The sequence below is a fragment of the Caballeronia sp. PC1 genome (assembly GCF_021353155.1).
GTDB lineage: Bacteria > Pseudomonadota > Gammaproteobacteria > Burkholderiales > Burkholderiaceae > Caballeronia > Caballeronia cordobensis.
On record NZ_JAJUBH010000005.1, the window covers coordinates 248,756 to 267,559 of the forward strand.

At 59.9% G+C, this 18,804-nt stretch carries 15 protein-coding genes and 4 pseudogenes; 10 read left to right on the top strand and 9 right to left on the bottom strand.

Going from position 1 to position 18,804, the window contains the following annotated elements; genetic code table 11:
* Positions 1-27: 27 nt before the first annotated feature.
* The 4 genes and pseudogenes from LY284_RS37335 to LY284_RS37350 all read right to left on the bottom strand — a co-directional run.
* A complete protein-coding gene (locus LY284_RS37335) occupies positions 28-1,614 on the bottom strand; it encodes an IS66 family transposase (protein WP_060734303.1) in 1,587 nt (528 codons plus the stop codon).
* Positions 1,615-1,709: 95 nt separating this feature from the next.
* Positions 1,710-2,060 carry an IS66 family insertion sequence element accessory protein TnpB gene (gene tnpB / locus LY284_RS37340; protein ID WP_012250655.1) on the bottom strand — a complete coding sequence of 117 codons (351 nt, stop codon included), beginning with the start codon at positions 2,058-2,060 and terminating at the stop codon, positions 1,710-1,712.
* Positions 2,041-2,556, bottom strand: a complete 516-nt coding sequence (locus tag LY284_RS37345) for a transposase (RefSeq protein ID WP_080443120.1) — start codon at positions 2,554-2,556, stop codon at positions 2,041-2,043. Before LY284_RS37345 ends, tnpB begins: the two co-directional genes overlap by 20 nt.
* Before the next feature lie 31 nt (positions 2,557-2,587).
* Positions 2,588-2,983, bottom strand: a pseudogene (locus tag LY284_RS37350) (hypothetical protein); the annotation flags it as partial.
* On the opposite strand from LY284_RS37350, the pseudogene LY284_RS37355 reads away from it, so the two are divergent.
* Together LY284_RS37355 and LY284_RS37360 are read left to right on the top strand one after the other, a co-directional pair.
* Positions 2,918-3,805, top strand: a pseudogene (locus tag LY284_RS37355) (3,4-dehydroadipyl-CoA semialdehyde dehydrogenase); the annotation flags it as partial. The pseudogenes LY284_RS37350 and LY284_RS37355 overlap by 66 nt on opposite strands.
* A gap of 100 nt (positions 3,806-3,905) precedes the next feature.
* Positions 3,906-4,043, top strand: coding sequence for an ATP-binding protein (locus LY284_RS37360; RefSeq protein ID WP_255725347.1), 138 nt, complete (start codon positions 3,906-3,908; stop codon positions 4,041-4,043).
* A gap of 122 nt (positions 4,044-4,165) precedes the next feature.
* Here the strand turns inward: LY284_RS37360 and LY284_RS37365 are convergent, their stop codons facing one another.
* From LY284_RS37365 to LY284_RS37385, 5 genes are all read right to left on the bottom strand, one after another.
* Positions 4,166-4,633 carry a hypothetical protein gene (locus tag LY284_RS37365; protein WP_150124325.1) on the bottom strand — a complete coding sequence of 156 codons (468 nt, stop codon included), beginning with the start codon at positions 4,631-4,633 and terminating at the stop codon, positions 4,166-4,168.
* Between the two features lie 26 nt (positions 4,634-4,659).
* On the bottom strand, positions 4,660-5,415 hold the full coding sequence (locus LY284_RS37370) for a hypothetical protein (protein WP_233392219.1): 756 nt from the start codon (positions 5,413-5,415) through the stop codon (positions 4,660-4,662).
* 607 nt (positions 5,416-6,022) lie between these two features.
* Positions 6,023-7,438, bottom strand: a complete 1,416-nt coding sequence (locus LY284_RS37375; RefSeq protein ID WP_233392221.1) for a hypothetical protein — start codon at positions 7,436-7,438, stop codon at positions 6,023-6,025.
* A gap of 47 nt (positions 7,439-7,485) precedes the next feature.
* Positions 7,486-8,901 carry an LVIVD repeat-containing protein gene (locus tag LY284_RS37380; RefSeq protein ID WP_233392223.1) on the bottom strand — a complete coding sequence of 472 codons (1,416 nt, stop codon included), beginning with the start codon at positions 8,899-8,901 and terminating at the stop codon, positions 7,486-7,488.
* Between the two features lie 371 nt (positions 8,902-9,272).
* Complete coding sequence (locus LY284_RS37385) at positions 9,273-10,379, bottom strand: IS5 family transposase (protein ID WP_060733817.1); 1,107 nt, start codon at positions 10,377-10,379, stop codon at positions 9,273-9,275.
* Between the two features lie 307 nt (positions 10,380-10,686).
* Between LY284_RS37385 and LY284_RS39480 the strand changes: the two genes are divergently transcribed.
* The 8 genes and pseudogenes from LY284_RS39480 (at position 10,687) to LY284_RS37420 (ending at position 18,803) form a co-directional block, all read left to right on the top strand.
* Positions 10,687-11,052, top strand: coding sequence for a hypothetical protein (locus tag LY284_RS39480; protein ID WP_375294357.1), 366 nt, complete (start codon positions 10,687-10,689; stop codon positions 11,050-11,052).
* Positions 11,053-11,296: 244 nt separating this feature from the next.
* Positions 11,297-11,482 carry a 3-keto-5-aminohexanoate cleavage protein gene (locus LY284_RS37390; protein ID WP_231909772.1) on the top strand — a complete coding sequence of 62 codons (186 nt, stop codon included), beginning with the start codon at positions 11,297-11,299 and terminating at the stop codon, positions 11,480-11,482.
* 851 nt (positions 11,483-12,333) lie between these two features.
* Positions 12,334-12,864 carry a TetR/AcrR family transcriptional regulator gene (locus LY284_RS37395; protein ID WP_265184678.1) on the top strand — a complete coding sequence of 177 codons (531 nt, stop codon included), beginning with the start codon at positions 12,334-12,336 and terminating at the stop codon, positions 12,862-12,864.
* 276 nt (positions 12,865-13,140) lie between these two features.
* Complete coding sequence (locus LY284_RS37400) at positions 13,141-16,005, top strand: Tn3 family transposase (RefSeq protein ID WP_060733853.1); 2,865 nt, start codon at positions 13,141-13,143, stop codon at positions 16,003-16,005.
* Between the two features lie 143 nt (positions 16,006-16,148).
* A pseudogene (locus LY284_RS37405) lies at positions 16,149-16,388 on the top strand (Tn3 family transposase); the annotation flags it as partial.
* A 39-nt stretch (positions 16,389-16,427) separates the two neighbouring features.
* Positions 16,428-18,005: pseudogene (ligD, locus tag LY284_RS37410) on the top strand (DNA ligase D); the annotation flags it as partial.
* Between the two features lie 158 nt (positions 18,006-18,163).
* The gene (locus LY284_RS37415) at positions 18,164-18,436 is read left to right on the top strand and encodes a hypothetical protein (RefSeq protein WP_033536785.1); all 273 of its coding nucleotides are present in this window, start codon (positions 18,164-18,166) and stop codon (positions 18,434-18,436) included.
* Between the two features lie 118 nt (positions 18,437-18,554).
* Complete coding sequence (locus LY284_RS37420) at positions 18,555-18,803, top strand: hypothetical protein (RefSeq protein WP_033536784.1); 249 nt, start codon at positions 18,555-18,557, stop codon at positions 18,801-18,803.
* Position 18,804: the final 1 nt, after the last annotated feature.

Sequence of the window (18,804 nt, forward strand, 5' to 3'; positions counted from 1 at the left end):
GAAGCACGTCCTGCCCGCCAACTTGACCTATCGATTTTTTTCTAAAAGGACCTTGCCCAGTCTCCAAGGAAGTAGAGCTTCGTAATCCTCTGCGGTCTTCGCGAGCGGCAGAGCCTTGAACAGGTCGACAAGATACGCGTAGATATCGATGCGATTCGCGACGCAGGTCTGGACGAGTGAATACAGGTTTGCCGAGGCCTTTGCACCTCCTACGGTGTCCGAAAAAAGCCATGCCTTTCTCCCCAGGACAAACGGGCGGATCATGTTCTCACATAAATTATTGTCAACGGGCCATGCCGGATTCTCGACGTAACGGATCAGCTTGGGCCACTGTCCCGCCGTGTAGTTCAAGGCCTTGCCCAGCAGCCCTGTGGGCGCGGTTGTTTCCAGGTACTCATCGAGCAGGGTCCTGATCTTCGTGAGCACCGCACGGCTATAGCGGCGGCGCAGGCGCGCTCGCCAGTGCGGTTTCTTGTTGGCATGCGATTCGGCCGCATAGAGCTTGCCGATCAGGTAGATAAACTGGGTGGACGGCTGATGGCGGCCACGGGCATCTTTGGGCAATGCCGCCTCGGCTTCCACAAAATACCTCCTGCAGTGCGCCCAGCAACCAAGATGCACGAGTGCATTAGCCTTCGCGATCGTGTCATACGGTTTGTACCCGTCGGTCATCAGCACGGCGCCATGGCGCATGCCGGCCCACACGTCCGCACCAAGCTGTTGGGAGCGCCCCGGCGCATAGGTAAACAGGCGCACGGGTGGACCACTGCCGTTCATCTGGACCCAGACGTAACTCTTTGTCTGCGGTGCGCGCCCTGGCTCCTTGAGAACCTGCACGGTGGTTTCGTCGCCGAACCCGATCTCGCTGTCGAGCATCACATCACGCATCAGGTTGATGACGGGCTGTACCGAATGTCCCAGGCGCACTACGCTTGCAGCCAGCGTGTTTCGCGAGATGTCGCCGCCAAAGCGGCGCAGCAGCGCAGCGATCCGGTACAGCGGCAGGCCGTCGATATACTTCGAGACGACGAACCACGCCAGCGCCGCTTCGGTGAACAGGCCCCTGGGGATGATGCGTGCTCGCGCCGGCGTCACCTTCATGCCCTGGTCGCACTGCTGGCATGCGTACTTCACGCGCTCGTGACGGATCACCTGAACCTGCTGCGGGATGATGTCCAGCTGTTCGCTGACCTCGACGCCGATCTCCACGAGCACACTGCCGTCGTTCTGGCACACCCGTTCTTCTTCAGTGAGCTCGTAACGGATCACCTTGCGTGGCAATGCCGGGTCCAGCGGCTTGCGCCCGGGCTTGCCGCGCTTGTGGCCTGCCACCGACGTACTGTCTGTGTCGTCTTCCTGGGCGGGTAACGTGGCGGTCGTCGGAGCCAGCGCTTCCGCTTCATTGAGGAACAGGTCCCGCTGGGCCTCGCTGCGTGCTTCGCTCTTCGCCCCGAACAGCCGTCGCTCGAATGCCTTCAGCTGTTCCTTGAGCAAATCACGCTCGACCTTCGTGACCCGCAGTTCGCCACGCAGCGCGTCGCGCTCGGCGAGCATCGCATCGCGTTCGGCGATGAGGGCAGCGAGTTCTGCGGCGGTGATCAAAATGCGGTTCATGCCACAACCATACCGGCTTGCGCTGCGAAATGGGTTTACGTCACCGCGCAAATTGTTGCGCGCGCGCGCGCTCGCGCGACAGCGATACATCCTCCTCAGCTCACGCGTGCATAGTATCGCGCCGGGTGCTTGCGCATCGCTGTCAGATCAATGCCCTCCAGCAGCCAATGCAGTTGCTCGACGCTCAGTTCCAGTACTGGTTCGCTGCGCGGCCAGGCAAAGCGGTCAGCCTCCAGGCGGCGCAGCATCAACCAGAACCCGTTACGCTCCCATAGCAGAAGCTTCAGGCGATCGGCACGCCGGTTGCGGAACACGTAGACCGCCCGTGCGAACGGATCGAGTCCCAGTGCCTGCTCCACGATCGTCGAAAGGCCCGTAATGCCCTTGCGGAAATCGACGGCATCGCGGTGAACGTAAACCTTCAGATCAGCGTCGAACCGGAACATGGCACCTTCCCAGCGTCTCGATCATCGTCATCACCAGGCTTGAATCGTCGCCGGCACATTCAAGGATGAGCTTGACACCGTTAGGCAGTTCGGCAATCAGTTGCGACGGCAGCGTGACGCGTTGCGCCTGCCGTGCGAGCGCAACCGGTGCCGCATGAGCCTCGCATGCCGTAACATCGGCATGTCCCGGCTGAACAACCGGGATGAACGTCGGCATTGCCTTGGCCACGCCGTTCGGCGCCCCCTCACTGGTAGCATCGCTTTGATACTGACGAATCCATTTACGCAACAGGTTGGCGTTCAGGCCGTATTCCAGCGCCATCCCGGCGACGGACACCCCTGGTCGCAGACAGGCCAGCACCAGCTCACGCTTGGCCTGTTCGTCAAAGCAACGGCGCTTGCCATCACGCTCAAAGCCCCTTACCAGCCGCTCCTTCAGATTCCTGTCCTCTGCCATGGGTAGTGTCCACTTGAAAGTTGAAGTGGACACCAGCATCGCCTATCACTCATCGCGCGGGAAGGACGCCGACAACGGACCGCTTACGATTGTTCAGGCAGAGTGGACAGGCGCGATGTAATGGCTGGCTGGGCAGCCAGGCGCGCCAGCTCGTGATAGATCGCGTCCTACGGCGGAGTTTCGGCAGCAACACCGAGAGCTGGAACGTATAGGTTTCTAAAGCGTCAGGAATCTGATCATCAAGGCTGTCCAGTAACCAAGGCACCCAGCCGGCGAAACTCATGCAACGCAGCCGATCCAGCTCGATGCCGCTCCGCCGGGAGAGCATTGTCAGCAGCGACTGTGGTGGCGCGGTATCCATGTCATCAGCCTGGCCGTGACCAAGATCGTGCTCCAGCAGCTCGAACCCTTCGACGTGGTCTCGTTCACCGGGTCGGCCGGGACGGGCGCGGTGATCCGCTCGCATCCTGCCGTGGCGCAGCGCTCCGTGCGGGTGAACATCGAGGCGGACAGCCTGAATTCCGCCTTGCTGCTGCCGGATGCGGCGCCCGGTTCAGACGCGTTCAATCTGCTGGTGCGCGAAGTGGTCCGCGAGATGACGGTGAAGTCGGGCCAGAAATGCACCGCGATCCGCCGCATCCTGGTTCCCGCCACGGTCTACGACGCGGCGTCTGAAGCCATCGGCGCGAAGCTCGCGGGCATCACGGTCGGCAATCCGCGCAACGAGGGCGTTCGCATGGGCTCGCTGGTGAGCCGGGCGCAACTCGATGCGGTGCGCGAAGGGCTCGAATCGCTCAAGGCGCAGGCCGAGGTGCTGCATGACGGCAGCGCGAAGTCGCTCGTCGATGCCGACCCGGCCATCGCCGCCTGCATCGGCCCCGTGCTGCTGGGCGCGCGCGATGCCGACGCGGCCGACCGGGTGCACGACGTCGAGGTCTTCGGCCCGGTCGCCACGCTGCTGCCCTATCGCGACCTGGATCATGCAATGGCGCTCGCGCACCGCGGGCAGGGCTCGCTGGTGACTTCGCTCTATGGCGCCGACGACGTCGCGCTCGGCCTGGTGTCGGTGCAACTCGCCGCCAGCCATGGGCGCGTTCATGTGATCACGCCCGACGTCGCACAAGCCCAGACCGGCCATGGCAACGTGATGCCCATGTCGCTGCATGGCGGCCCCGGCCGCGCGGGCGGCGGCGCCGAACTCGGCGGACTGCGGGCGCTGGACTTCTATCACCGCCGCAGCGCGGTGCAGGCCAGCCCGAATGTCATTGCGAAACTTGGAATCGCATAGTCCAACGCTGGGGATCGAAGTCCTGTGTTCGCCCCGAAGCGAACTGCGAGCTCCTGCCCTGTAGACCAGAAAAACCGCTGGGGACCTGCGACTTGGCGACTTGGCCTACCAGCCCTCTATTGACGGCAAGCTCGTGCAGCAGTTGGCCTGTTGCCATTTCATCGAACACGGCGACAACGTGATCGTGCTGGGCCCACCGCGACATGCGGCTCTGAGACCAGACCATAGCGAGCCATGACCGAGATCAAAGCTGCCCCGTCCGGCAGTCTGTCGGCGTTCGCGACGGCGCGAACATCTCGAAAATACTGCGCACCAATATCCGGCGACTGCACGATGCCCACCGTAACAATTGGCCGTGCCCTACTTCGTCCCGTCAATGATGTGCAATGCGACAAGTTCGAAGTGAGAGCCATCGACCCCATGAAAGTGCAGAGGGAACCGGCCCGCATATATCGCGCGGAACGTCAAGGAAGTGGCGCTACCTGACAGAATTGGCGCGATTTCTGAAAGTCCGTGAACCCCAACTGCGCCTTCGACAGGCGATTGAACGTCCAGTCGAACGACGTCACCCTTTTTCACCAGAATCACACGACTAGCTTCATTCTCGAAGCGTGGGGGCACCGCAGGAACTTCGACCGAGATAGCGTTGTTAATTGCAGCATCGTTTGGCACCTTAGCCTCTGACGGGAGAGGCAAGCAAAATTGCTCGGCCACAATCGAAGCGGTGAGTTGGGGACTGATCCTCGATGGCGAGCGCTCAAGAATTGCGACAGCAGCCAGGAGCACCGCGACTGCCATGCCTGCGACGAAAAAGTGTTTCAGCTTCACACTGTGGCCCGTTGAAGATCAACTACTTAGTGATCCACTACCGATTGAACTGATACGACCTGCCATCCGCTTGACTTCTTCTCGGCAAGGACAATGATCTCGTCGTACGGGGCATGACGAATCTTCGCGATCGCGGCACTGCGCTCGTTCCCGCCTTCAGTAGCCGCCGGTATCACGCGAATAACATACGGAAGTATTGGCGACGGGTAGCTCTCGATCCCACGCACAGGAAGCAGCGCGTCATTCAATACAGCATATGCAGCGTAAGCGTCTGTAGTCCTTGCCCGACTTTCCACGGCTCGAAGATCTGCCTTGCTAAGTGCGCCTTCTTTATGGAGCAAGGCCGAAGCGCTCCCGTGATCGCGCAGCCTCCAAAGCTTGAGCCTGGCGCCTAATTGCGATGCGTGCGCAGGGTCTGCGTTCTCCACCACAGCTGACGCCGGGTCGCTTGATGTTAGCCACCGGAGAAAGAACCGATGGAAGAAGCTTTTTAGATCCTCGGGAACATCGTACTGAAGCGATCTTGGCTCGGTAAACTTCGGCAGAATTCGGCTCTTCGGTGGAAGAGGCCAGTTTCCCGCTCCACTGGGCAAACTAATAGCCGCCAAGAAGCTCACGTCATTAAGGCCCTCGACCCTAAACCAAGCCGCCGACGCCTCTTTGGTGTCTGCCTTCAGTAGCGTGATGAGACTGTTCTCGACGTCCACCCACGGCTTTGACGATCTTTGATGTCCCTGAACTGCGGGAAAGCTCCTCAGCAGTACATAGGTCTGCTTGGCCATCTCAAGCGCCGAACTTGGAGAGGTGTGAAGCAGGTCGGCCCCGTGACGCTCCGGCCCCCCTCGGGTAAGGGGCGCAGTTGTCCACAACGGGGCTTGACAGTTAGGCAGCCCTAGGGCAGCAGGCGGCCCACTTATTGCACCGGCGTGCGCCCATGAGTCCTGAAACGGATGCAAGGCCGCGCCAAAAGCCAAGAGCAGTTCGCCTGCTCGCGAAGACGTTGCCGCCTTGATCACGGCGGTGACGCGCTGACGCGCTGCGGCCCCTCCGGCCACCACGCCCTGACCCTCGGGGTCGGCGCCTCCGACTGGGTAATGGGATGCACGCATCTCCTCCGCGGACTCCTTGTCCGGCCTTAGGCATGCGTAGTCCGTAAGGAGGCGAATCGTCTCGATGGAGCCAAAGTCCACCCGCTGGTTGCCTGTGGCAATTAGTTCGGCTTGTTGCTCGGGAAACCCTGCCTGCAGCGCAAGCCACTTAGTCAGCCCATAGTGCACGTCCGCCTCATATCCCCAAGCGGGGCCATACACGGCGCAAAGACACAGCACTAGCGAGCGCCAAAGGCGGAGCGAACTGGCGACCAAATATTCCGCAAACGGTTTTGTCATGTTATGCAATAGGCAACGACAGGATCCAAAGACCAAAGGTCGTCAAGAACAACATCAAGAATAGCATCGGTAACTGGCTCACCAGTGCCGCCTTGCGAGTGCCAAACACCGCCAAAGCATCGACATGCGCCCAGTAGACGCCTAGAACGTGTCCTATCAAAATAAACGACACCTGCAAGTGCCAAATTATTCCCGTGTCAAGCATCAGCGGCGCCGGATCAACGTTCGCCGTTCCAAACAAATTCCAACCCCAGCCAAACGGGTCGGAAACAATGCGCACCAGTTGGGCACCCTGCGAGAAAATCAACGTGAAGTAATGTGCGACGTGGTAGACAAATGCAACAGGAATAAGCGAAAGTGCGAACCTATTCATGAGCATTTGGATTGGATGCTGCGAACGCGCCACGAACCTGGCCATCCAGATGAACGCGGTATAGACAAGCACGTAAAACACCAACATAACCAATAGCATTGCCCACTGCCAAACATAGTAGAGCGAGGTCGCGAGCCCGCGCGTGTTTGCGCCTAGCGCTTCTAGCAAGGGGGACATGAGCGGAAGCACCCAGACCCAATACAGATGAGCGAACGGCAACGTCGAGTGCACTCCGTCGAAAGCGGTTGACGAAAGCATGAATATCACAAAAACAGAAAGGCTGAAACCGACGGCGGTTGCCGCCTCTTTGGCGAAACACGCATTCCTCGCCCTTCTTAAAGGCGCGAGAAATGCAAAAAAATGCATCATGACACCAAAGAACTCGCAATAGCGGAACCAGTCTCGAGAACCCACCAGCCATGCACCGCACAAATTGGTGACGGTGTACGCAACAAGGCATAGCGACAGCCCACGCGGCGTCAAAGCCCCAAATAATTCGAGCCAGATAAAAATTATGTAGAGTAAAAGTGCCGGATAGTGCCCTAACCCTTTTGGATAAGAAAGTTTTCCCGCAAAGGAAACTCCGAGCACCTTTTCGAGGGTATCGACGATCGCCAGCCAAGGATTGACTTTGGAATAAAAATTTCCCAGCAGCGCGACCGCGTAAGGAATCACCAGCACAAATATGATCCAGAAGAAGGACATATTGAAATTGGTGAACGGATTCTTCGTGCCCACTGCCCCTGTGGCAATACACAGCACTAGAAGCGCCACACTAAGTACCCGGCCAACACCCGAAGCCCATCTGGCAAGCCTTGACGCAGGAACCGGGCATCCTGCCTCAGGGGCGCTTGGTCCAAGCGTCGGAACCGCGGCAAAGACGCCTATCAGAAGAAAGGAGAGTCCCAAGGCCAGCCCCACCGCTAGTGCGTATACCTGGAACGGCACCGGCATTGTGTACGGCTGCGCGAAGAAGTGCGCAGACGCTGAAAGCGGCGCGCTCAGGGCGCCCAAAAGAAGTATGCGAACCCCGAGCACGGCCATTCGGGCACAGGTAGGTTCGCGACGCTCACTCATCGAAGATTGACGCTTTACTGTTGCAGAGCAGATGCCACACTCTGTGCAAACGGCCATGTATTCGGAGCGAACTGAAGAACTTGAACCCCGTTGTCCATGCACGCTGACACTAGCTGTTTGCGATCAAAGTCGAAATGGAGCTGCGCGCCACACCAGTCAGGCCCCTTCTCGCGCCACTGCTGCAACTTCGCGTGAGCCGATCCCGGCAACAACGGACCGCTAGCGGGATTGAAGTACGCGAGTTCCTTCGGTTTGGCAGGATCCCGAATGTCAAAGACGCGAATGCCGGAATTAAAATAGGCACACGCAAGTGCTGTGGCGTTCTCGCGATTGTCCACCGAGCAGAAGTGACTGCCATAAGCATATAAGCCGAGTCCCACTACGTCCGGAGCGACCTTGGCGCAGTTGGCGGGATCGTGCGTTTCCAGCATGAGCTTAGAAACAAGCTTCGGGTCGCTGTCGTCCTGTATGTCGTAGATTCGAGCCATCGGAAACGGTGGCAGTTTGGCGGCGCACGCAGCCTTGAACCCGGCGTCAGTTAGGACGCCGGCCGATCCGCCCTCGTCGACCTGCACCAGATACGACTTGCCCGCGACCTTCATAGGCAAGGTGTGCTGTGCCGCTGAACCGTCCTTGTGGAAGGCTGTAGATATGAGCGTGATAGCCGCGTTCGGCTTGCGCGCTTGTACTTCCGAAGTGTCGAGCACAACAAACCCGTTGATGGGATACGCGGCCGGGTCGGCAACCTGCGCCAATGTAGGCAGTCCAAACGCAGCTGCGTAAACCCGGTTGCCGTCTGCGCTCACGGACAGACCATGCGCTTTGCCGGGAAGGCCCTTCATGTCAAATACGGCGATCTGCTTCGGCTTGGCAGGATCCGTAATATCAATTGCCCGGTAGACGTTATTCGTAAAGTCTCCCATGTAGTACGTCAGTCCGTCAGGGGAAATGGCCCCTTCATGCCCCTTGGACAATGGCGAATTGGGTGTGTAAACGCCACCGTCCGCTCCGGTCCCGACGGGCGCTGAAGCCAGAAGCTGGGGAGTGCGACAGTCACTAGACAAATCGTAGACGTCCACCTCCGAACCGCCGACGCCTTGGTAGCCGTTGCTCGCCACCAAAATCTGTCGTTGCCCGTTTAGCCGCATCGACTCCAACGGATCGATCATCGCAATCGAGGTAAGTGATGCCGTTCGGATGGGCGTGGCCGGGTCCGTGATATCCAGCACGGTCACGCCCGGGTTCTGCAAGCCAACCGGTTGACCACCGACGAGTGCCGGCGAGGAGGTCGAATGGTAGGTACACGTGCGTCCCGCATGATCCTTGAAGGACGCAAAGGAAACACCGGCGCCGTCACCTTTGTAGCTACCCACGAGGTCTAAGTTGCAGTTGAATCCATTGAAGCCGTTCGCCCGGAGGGACGCGTCCACTTGGCCCTGCAGGCCCGTTTCCGGGCGGTTTCCAGTGGCGCAACTTGCCTTGGCAACGGTCAACGGCTCGGGTGCCGGCGCTACGACTGGGTTGCCCCCGCCCCCCCCGCACGCAACCAACGCTACTGTACTGACTACCGCAAGGAGCGGCAAACTGAGATGAACGCTTGTCTTCATTGTTGTTTCCTTTGAATTTAGGAAAGGATTCGCCTGACACCTTGCGGCTAACAGGCTGCTGAAATACTGGTCCGAATCGCAGCCTCGTTCAGCCCGTCCGACGAGTTGGCATCGATCTTTTCGTCATGCGGGATGTCGAGGTCGGATTTCCTTGATTTCCAGCTTTTTCGCGGTCCCTTTGCCGCCGATTCCCTTCATTGCGCACCCAGCGGACGGACCTGTCCCAAGGTACGCATGCGAACCAAGTTGAAGGCGGCCATGTTCAGCACGAACATCTGGTCGACGCGCTTGAGTCCACGCACCATCACCTGCCGAATGCCACCGACAGTCTTGGCCCAGCCGAAGCCTTGCTCGATCAACTTGCGCTTGCGCTGCGACAGCGCATAGCCCTCGCTCTGAGCAATGGCGTCGGGCACCGCCGACTTGCGGCCCGACTTGTTCTGCGCGACATGCGGCGTGACGCCCAGTTCAATGCAGGTGTCGATGAATTCCTGCGCGTCGTAGCCCTTGTCAGCGCCCAGCGTGATCTCGCGCTCCGGATCCCCGAGGGCTTGCCGGGCATCGTTGATCATGACCTTGGCCGCTTCACGTTCGGCGTAGCCGTCGGCGGTGGTCACGACGGCGCTGGCAATCAAGCCGTGACGGTTGTCGCTCAGCGTATGACCCATGAAGCGCAACTCGCTGGCAGTGTTGCCCTTGCGGTAGAGCCTCGCATCGGTATCCGTCTTGGATTCATGCGTCTCGTTGCTGCGCTTCTCGCCTTTGAAGTTGCCACCACCATCGGCGCTGTCGGATTCATCGTCAGACTTCCGCACAAAGCTTTTGTGGCTGGCCCATGCCTGGATCAGTGTGCCGTCGACGCTGAAGTGCTCGCCCGACAGCAGTTCCTTCTCTTGCGCGATCGCCACCACTTCGTTGAAGAACTCGATGACGGCGTCATGCTTGATCAGGCGTTCGCGATTCTTGGTGAATACGGTCGGCACCCACACCACGTCGTCCATGGAAAGGCCGATGAACCAGCGGAACAGCAAGTTGTACTGCACCTGCTCCATCATTTGCCGCTCGGAGCGAACGCTGTACAGAACCTGCAGCAGCATGGCGCGAAGCAACTTCTCAGGCGCTACGCTGGGTCGACCTCCCTTGGCATCGGCCTCGTACATCGCCGAGAACAGCGGGCCCATCTTCGCCAGCGCCTCGTTGGCCATTGCGCGGATCGAGCGCAGCGGATGCTCGGCAGGAACAAAGTCCTCCAGCTTGCGCATCGTGAACAGGCTCTCGGTGAAGGTGTCGGCGCCGCGCATGGGTCTCGTCGAAATCGGGTCGTCAAATTATCGAGGCTGCCGGCTACGCACTTCTGGCGTCGCGACGGTATTTCAGCAGCCTGCTAACACGCCTTAGAGCAATACACTTCTGTACGGACCATGAATCATATTGTTCTGGCTGGCTTTCGCCGCTGGGGTTTACACCAAGAGCAGAACTACCTACCCGCCCGCGCGCCGCCAAGAAGAGCAGCACATCGCGTCGCTCCACCTGTCCAACTTGATCGAGCGTGACTCCAAACTCTGTCTCCAAGGCTATTGCCATGTGCGGGCCCGCATACACGGTTCGATGCTGCCCGGGGAACGGCCTCGCGTTTATGCGTGCTGTCGAAGCCGCTGCGCCAGGCTAAGTGCTTGTGATCGACGGCTTTGGTACGGATCGCAGGACCTGCGGGGGCGGAAGCGCCGCGATCCGCGCAAAAATCCGAGGGATCGCGGGAGTGTTGACGAACGGGCGGTTCGTGACCTGGCTGCCATCGACGCGGCCGGGCTGCCCGTATGGGCGGCCGGCGTGTCCATCCGTGGTGGTCTGGCGAATCACTTTGGTTGGCACAACGACCCCGTTTCAGTCGGCGATCTCACGGTCGAACGAGGCGACATTGTCCTGGCGGACTCGGACGGGATCATGGTCGTGCCGAGTCAGAGGCGGACGTGATCTTGAACGCTTCCCGGATTCAGCACGAGCACGAACAAAATGCCGAAGAGCGACTTCGAGCCGCCGGTTCCTATCATGATGTCCTGACCTGGAGAGCATCTCCAAGCTCTCGGTCGTCGACTAAGCGCTTAGCCCGCTTCCCGCGCACGGCGTGAAGCCACTGCACTCGGAGCGACGGCGACCCCATCGCTCGGACCGGCACAATTGAAGCCGAGACCTCCTCCGAAGGAATGAAGGAATGGCAATGACCAAGCGCAAGGTGCTTCTGACGGCCGCACTGCTTTTTGGGGGGCATGCTCACGTTGGCCAGGAGGACAAGCTGTACTACCGTCGAGGGCGAGTTAACCGGCAACATCTGACGGAGCGCATCGTGCGCATCATTCGCGAAATGAACATGGAAACCGCGACGGCCGCAGAGGACCCTCCCTAACCGCATGGTGATGAGCGGCATTCCTACCCGGCTTGAAACCAGGAGGTGCCCGCTCGAGCACAATATTGGCCGGCTGCCGAAAACGAACTAGAAATTGCATAGCACTTTGCGTGGATTTGCCGACTACCACCCTCGAGGCGCGCCTTGATAGCCTACGCCACCGAGTTGAACAGCGATTGGAGGATGAAGACCCGCCGAATGACGGTTCCGTTCTGCCGCCACTTGACGGTCGCGTGCGACTTCTTTGACTGGCGTCGCCATGCTGCAGTCGCAGTGCGCTCCGTCCGCGTAAACATCGAAGACGACAGCATCAACTCAGCGGTACTGTTGCCCCGTGAGTCCGCAGGGTCACCCGCTTTCGTCCGAATAGTTGCCGCGGTATCTGCACTTCCGGTGAAAGAATGGATGTCAGACTCCTTCGGCGCATCGGCGCGTCGGGACTGGGGCCGCGCAGCCCGTCAGCGCGCCCTCCGCTCCTCTTCGGGGCGTGCGCTTAATTAGCCTGCCGGACAACTCGGGCCTGAACGGCTCTATAGTGCGGCAAACGTGCATACTTGACTGTATGTTTCATCTTCCAGGTGCGCCCTCTTCTCGACCGGTTAAATCAGCCACCAACTACCGACCTGACGTCCGGTCGGTCGAGGGGGTTGCGGCAAAGTTTTTGGCGAGTGCCTTGGCTAACGCGCCCCGCCGCGGCCAAAATCGCACTCGCCTCGAGCCGAATCATCAAACTATTATCTGACATGCCCACCAAATCGCCCGTCCGCGTCGACGCTAAGAGGCCCGCCGCGTCCAAGAAGCCTGTGCGCTCGGCCAACGCCGAGCGCACGCAACTTACTCCGGATGATTAGATCCAGGCGGCTACCGAGCTTTTGATTCACCGAAGTATCGATGCCGTGCGGGTGGACGTCATTGCCAAGATCATGCAAGTAACCCGCGGGAGCTTCTACTGGCACTTCAAAGATAGAGAAGACTTGCTCGGCCGGGTTCTGCTCAGCTGGCAGGAAGCGCAGACCGAGCAAATCATTGCCCGCTATCGCAAGCAGGGCGTGCACGCAGCAGACCTGATCCGCGAACTTGTCGAGCTGCCATTCCACGGGCGCGCGGCGGCCAAGGGTGCCTCGGTGGAACTGGCCATCCGTGCCTGGGCACGGCGCGACGACATGGCGCGCAGGATCGTGGATGCTGTCGATGCGAAGCGCTTGGTGTATCTCCAGGAATGCTTTGCCGAACTTGGCTTTGACGCCGACGAGGCGAAGGCGCGCGCCTTCCTGCTGTATTGCTACATGCAATCTGAATCGCTGTTCCGCAACCAGGGCAGCGCACAGGACAAGCAACGCCGCCAGGAATTCGTGGCTGAAACCCTTCTGGCCTCCCGGTAGCCGTCCCACGTCCCCCGAACAGGCGGGAACCCCGGCGCTGCTTTCGCTGGCCGCGCTCTACATCTGCAATGTGGGCTGCAGCGTCTCAAGACGCCTACACGCCCATGGCGCGCGGCGGCTAGGGCTTCCGGGGGGTCTCCTCGTTTTCAGTGCAATAAGTGACGGTACGCAAAGCTAGCACTGGCGCGGGGGTGGTCTGGGTAGACCGTTGATTTCATTGACTTTCCTGTTCGCTTTGTAAACGGGTATGGTGGCCTCCCACTTTTGAGGTTCACGATGCAGGGTTGGCACACAACGTTTTTGGGGATGCGTGGGCTCCCCCGCGATATCAGCGACTTCGAGATGAAGGCATTTTTCACCTTCGATGGTGCCGAGCGCGACGCAATCAATGCACGCCGAGGTGATTCCCACAAGCTTGGTCTGGCGCTCCATATTGGTTTCCTGCGCATGAGTGGGCGTTTGCTCGGTGCCTTTCGGGTAATTCCAGTAGCCTTGTGGCGCCACCTTGGCAACGAGCTTGGCATTGCAGCACCAGAAGTCGCCTCGCTGAGAGCCATGTATGAACGCGGGCGCACGCTATTCGATCACCAACAAGTAGCCTGCACGGTCCTTGGATTCCAGTGGATGAGCGAGCACCAGCGCCGCTCACTGGTACGTGAACTGCGCGACGAAGTGGCGCGCTGCGCCGACCGCGATCAGCTACTCGTGCGGGCGCGTCAATGGCTGTACAAGAACAAGCTGGTGATCGTGCACGAGCGGGCAATTCGGACACTGATTGCGGCGGCACTTGCCCAGCTTGAAGTTGAAACAGGCACCGCCATCGCCGCCAGCGTTGATCCAGCAACACTTGATCGCTGGCGAGCCTCAGTTTCAGAGCTGCGCCCAGATGGACAAACCCAGCAGAGTTGGCTATGGGCTGCACCGGCTTACACGCTGGACGTTCATAAGCACCTGGCAGACATCCCCGATCTCATCTTGCGCCGCTACGCGCGCCGACTTGTCTCCAGGCCGCCCTCAGCCGGAGCCAAGATCAAAGAGCCAGCGCGCACCGTGGAGGTCGCATGCTTTCTTCGGTATTGCCTGTTCACCACCACAGACCAGTTGATCCTTATGGTGCAGCGCCGGATCGCCGATCTGTGGCGTCAGGCTGCCGCCGATGTCCCCGCTACCGTCAATTGGGCCGCAATGTACAAAACGCTGCTCGGCGAACTTGTTGCCTTGAGCGCGCAAGGTGCGGTGCCAGATGCTGAGTTGCGTGCCCGTCTTGAAGCCTTGATCACCGAAACCCAGAAACGCAAACCACCGAGCAGGGCCTCCCTGGTCCGCGAGGGATTGATTGATGGAATTCGCCCCGTGCGGTCGTTGCTCGTCGCCATTGCAAAGCTGCCCTGGCAGGCCACCGGCGAGCATCCTGCCATCGAGTACCTTGCCAAGCTGCAAGCTTTATATCTCAAAGGATCCAGAAAGCTGCCAGTTGAAGTGGTGGCACCAAGTCTGGGAATGATCTGGCAGGTTTCGATCTCCAGCCCAGACCGGGAACGGGCGTTTCAGGCGTTGGAGGTGGCCACCCTGTTTGCCCTGCGCCGCGCGGTGCGCAATGGCTCGGTCTGGATTGAGCACAGCCTGAGCTTTCGGGGTCGTGCGCGCTTGTTCTTCACGGACGAGCGTTGGCAGGCAGAGTCCAAGAAACACTATGCCCGTCTATCGTTACCCAGCAAGGCTGCCACTTTCTTGAAGCCTTTGCTGGCCAGAGTAACTGCCGGTGTCGATGCGGTGGCCGCTGCAGCCCGCAGTGGCGTACTGCGCGTGGATGATGAACTCCATTTGTCGCCATTGCCCGCAGAGGACGAAGACCCAGAAGTGACCAAGCTGCGCGCGGCTTTGGATCACCGCATCGGTGAGGTTCAATTGCCGGAAGTGATTCTGGCCGTTGACGCCCAGGTGCGCTTTAGCTGGATCATGCTCGGACGTGAGCCGCGCTCTACCGACGAGCTGCTGATGGTCTATGCCGGCATCATGGCCCACGGCACCAGTCTGACTGCGGTCGAATGCGCGCGCATGATTCCGCAATTGTCTGCCACCAGCATTCGCCAGGCCATGCGCTGGGCGCGGGACGAACGGCGTCTGAGCCAGGCCTGCCAGGCTGTGCTGGAATTCATGCAGCGACACCCGATTGCCGCCACCTGGGGGCGGTCCGATTTGGCATCTTCTGACATGATGACCATGGAGACCACCAAACGGGTGTGGCAAGCCCGGCTTGATCCTCGGCGCAACACACCTTCCATTGGAATCTACTCCCATGTAAAAGACCGGTGGGGCATCTTCCATGCGCAGCCCTTTGTGCTCAATGAGCGCCAGGCGGGCGTGGCCATTGAAGGTGTCATCCGCCAAGAAAAGCTGGAGACCAGCCAGCTTGCTGTGGATACCCATGGCTACACCGACTTTGCCATGTCACATGCCCGTTTGCTTGGTTTTGATCTTTGCCCGCGGTTGAAGGAACTCAAACAGCGCCACCTCTTTGTGCCACGCGGCACCAAAGTGCCCGCAGAAATCGCTGCGGTGTGCGAAGCCAATGTCGACGTCGCTTTGATCGAAAAGCATTGGGATAGTCTGGTGCACCTGGCAGCCTCGGTCATGAGCGGACATGCCAGTGCGGTGGCAGCTCTTGCGCGGTTCGGTTCTGCCGCCCAGGGCGATCCAATCTATGAGGCTGGCGTGCAATTGGGGCGGTTGCTGCGTACGGCGTTTTTGGCTGACTACTTTGTCAAGGACGCTTTCAGGAACGAGTTGCGCCGGGTGCTCAATCGGGGCGAGGCTGTTAACGCCCTCAAGCGCGCCATTTATACCGGCCGGATCAGCCCGGCGCAGGCCAAACGTGTCGATGAAATGCAGGCTGTGGCCGATGCGTTGAGCCTGATGGCCAACATCGTGATGGCGTGGAATACCTCACAGATGCAGGCGGTCCTGGATCGCTGGTCGAACCGCCGCCAGGTCATTCCACCGGAACTGATCGGGAAGATTGCGCCCACCAGGCTGGAGAGCATCAACTTGCGGGGTGTGTTTCGCTTCCCGGTTGACCGCTATGCTGACCAAATCCTGCCTTCGCGGCCAAATGCATCGATAACTGGCACCAATGGATGAAACCGACCACGGTTTGACGCCACGAATCGCAGATTTGAAAGTGAACAGGAAAGTCAATGAAATCAACGATCTACCAACACCACCTCCGCGCCAGTGCTAGCTTTTCGTACCGTCACTTATTGCACTGAAAACGAGGAGACCCCTACCGGGCTAGCGGCCTCAATCTGGTAACGGCTGCCGTCGTGTTGTGGAACACGGTCTATCTGGAACGGGCTGCGCACGCGCTGCGTGGCAACGGCCATGCCGTTGATGACGCGCTGTTGCAGTACCTGTCGCCGCTCGGTTGGGAGCACATCAACCTCACCGGCGATTACCTCTGGCGCAGCAGCGCCAAGATCGGCGCGGGCAAGTTCAGGCCGCTACGACCGCTGCAACCGGCTTAGCGTGCTTTATTTTCCGTTTTCTGAGGCGACCCCGACTTCAGCGCATTGCAGAATGCTTTTGCACGCCGTCGCACGTCCAGCATCGTGTACTTCGTATTCGATCTTCTGTACCTGGACGGATTCGACCTGCGTCACGTGGCTCTGCATGAGCGCCGCGATCTCTTGCGGCAGTTGTTGGCGGAAATAGACGACGCACGTCTGCGATTCAGCAATGACTTTGAGCAGGACGTCCATTCATTGTTGGACTCTGCCTGCCGCATGCAGCTCGAGGGCATCGTGGGCAAGCGGGCAGACGCGACCTATACCGAGGGCCGCTCGCCCGACTGGGTCAAACTGAAGTGTCGGCGGCGCCAGGAGTTCGTGATCGGAGCCTACACGCAATCGCGAGGCGCGCGAAGCGGCGTTCGGGGCCTGCTCCTTGGCGTCTTCGAGCGCGACGGCTCGTTGCGTTACGCGGGGGCGGCCAAGGCTGAACTCAGGCCGAAGCAGCTGCAGGCGTTCGCGGCCTCGCTGCACGAGCGCAAATCGCCGCCGTTTCTTAATCCGCCGGCGCGAGACCCTGATCGCGAGGTCGTCTGGGTTGAACCCGAGAAAGTGGTCGAAGTATCGTTTCTTGAGTGGACGCCGGTAGGTGAGATTCGGCAGGGCGTCATGGTCGGCCTGAGAGAAGACAAAGACGCCAGGGAAGTGCGAGAGGAAGGCGTCGATCTCGCGATGTCAACAGGCGCAGGAGAGCGTCTCTCATCCGGAGTCCGTCCGGTGCGGATCACCAATCCCGGCCGGATCATCGATCCATCGTCGGCCGTCACAAAGCGCGACCTGATCAGCTACTACGAAGCGATGGCCGACTTGATGCTGCCGCAAATAGGCAACAGGCCCTTGATGCTCGTGCGCGCCCCCGACGGCATCAGCGGCGCGCTAATTTACCAAAAACACGCCGAATCGCAGCGCTTCGTGGCGGTCGAGAGCTTGCCGCCGTCTCTCCATCCCGGACATGCCCCCCTGCTTGTCGCCAACACGCCCGCTGCCCTCGTGGAGTTGGCCCAACTGAACGTCGTCGAGATCCACTGCTGGAACGCGAGCGCACCGAATCTCGCTAGCCCTGACCAGTTCATCCTGGACCTTGACCCGGACCCTGCGCTGCCTTGGAGAACGATGCGGGAGGCGGCCATGCTGGCCAAGGTACTCCTTGACGAGATCGGGCTTGAGTCGTTCTGCAAAACCAGCGGCGGGAAAGGTTTGCATCTTGTCATCCCGTTGCGGCCGATTCATGCATGGGACGAGGTCAAGCGGTTCTCGCATGCGATTGCACGCCATCTTGCGCGTGTCGTGCCCGAGCGCTTCTCCGCGGTGTCTGGTCCTCGAAACCGAGTCGGGAAGGTCTTCGTCGATTATCTGCGCAACGGGCGCGGCTCCACGACGGCTGCCGCGTATTCGGTTCGCGCTCGCCCCGGGCTCGGCGTGTCGGTGCCAATCAGCTGGGACGAACTTGGCGCTGTTGAAGGCGGCGACCAGTGGAATGTGCGCACCGCACGGCAGCGCAGGGATATGCCGTGGGGCGGAATCGAGCGGCAGCAGGTCATCACCAAGCAGATGACTGCAAGGCTCCAAGCATGAGCGCCACGCGCAATACTCAAGATCCTGACGTTGGTTGCCGTAACACATGATGGCCCGCCGCGTGTGACGGCCTTGGATATTCACATAGCAACGCGCAATCCTTATATAATTTCACTCATTGCATTTAGTGATTAAAATCAACATTGCAGGAGTGGAGCATGTCACAAAAAGATCGGAAAGCGGAATTCCGCAAGGCACTTATCGAACTGGTGAACTCGCACATCAAATCCAGCGGAATCACGCCGGAGGAGGCCGCCACGGTGTTTGCCGAAGAGGCGAAGACCGCGCTGGACCATCTCGGGTGGAAGCCTCAACCCCAGCGGGCCGCAAGCGAGCATCTGGTCGTTGCGGCCGCCTGTCTGAACGACGGTCTGGTAATTCCGGTGCCACGCTTCGACGCGCTGTTCCCTGTCTCTGAATCGGCGATTTAGCGCGTTCGAAGCTAGCAGTCCCAAGAGCATCGCCTTGCCATGCAGAGAGGGCGGGCATGGCGCGCAAGAAGCCAACGCCGGTACGGGCTGACGTATCGATCACTTATAGGAATAAAAGATGAAATCGCGCAATCCACATGATGTTTCCGCTTCACGTTACGGCCGTCGCTGGATGATCGGCATCTTCGTCGCGTGGCTGGTTGTCTTCGAACTGTTCAACGGTCGCATGTACGGATGGTCGGCGCCCGCAACGAACCATGACATCGTCCGATCGGCTGTCGTGCTGGTCATCGGCTGTGTCGTCGCGCTCGTCGGTGGCAAGCGAGCGGAAGCGAGATACAAGCGTAACCGGCGAAGCGCGTTCTGAA

Bases quoted from the DNA above. Each gene is read 5' to 3' on its own strand.
- LY284_RS37335 (WP_060734303.1), bottom strand. From the start codon at position 1,614: ATGAACCGCATTTTGATCACCGCCGCAGAACTCGCTGCCCTCATCGCC.
- tnpB (WP_012250655.1), bottom strand. From the start codon at position 2,060: ATGTTCCGGTTCGACGCTGATCTGAAGGTTTACGTTCACCGCGATGCC.
- LY284_RS37345 (WP_080443120.1), bottom strand. From the start codon at position 2,556: ATGCTGGTGTCCACTTCAACTTTCAAGTGGACACTACCCATGGCAGAG.
- LY284_RS37370 (WP_233392219.1), bottom strand. From the start codon at position 5,415: ATGGCCAAGCAGACCTATGTACTGCTGAGGAGCTTTCCCGCAGTTCAG.
- LY284_RS37375 (WP_233392221.1), bottom strand. From the start codon at position 7,438: ATGGCCGTGCTCGGGGTTCGCATACTTCTTTTGGGCGCCCTGAGCGCG.
- LY284_RS37385 (WP_060733817.1), bottom strand. From the start codon at position 10,379: ATGCGCGGCGCCGACACCTTCACCGAGAGCCTGTTCACGATGCGCAAG.
- LY284_RS39480 (WP_375294357.1), top strand. From the start codon at position 10,687: ATGCTGCCCGGGGAACGGCCTCGCGTTTATGCGTGCTGTCGAAGCCGC.
- LY284_RS37390 (WP_231909772.1), top strand. From the start codon at position 11,297: ATGACCAAGCGCAAGGTGCTTCTGACGGCCGCACTGCTTTTTGGGGGG.
- LY284_RS37400 (WP_060733853.1), top strand. From the start codon at position 13,141: ATGCAGGGTTGGCACACAACGTTTTTGGGGATGCGTGGGCTCCCCCGC.
- LY284_RS37415 (WP_033536785.1), top strand. From the start codon at position 18,164: ATGTCACAAAAAGATCGGAAAGCGGAATTCCGCAAGGCACTTATCGAA.
- LY284_RS37420 (WP_033536784.1), top strand. From the start codon at position 18,555: ATGAAATCGCGCAATCCACATGATGTTTCCGCTTCACGTTACGGCCGT.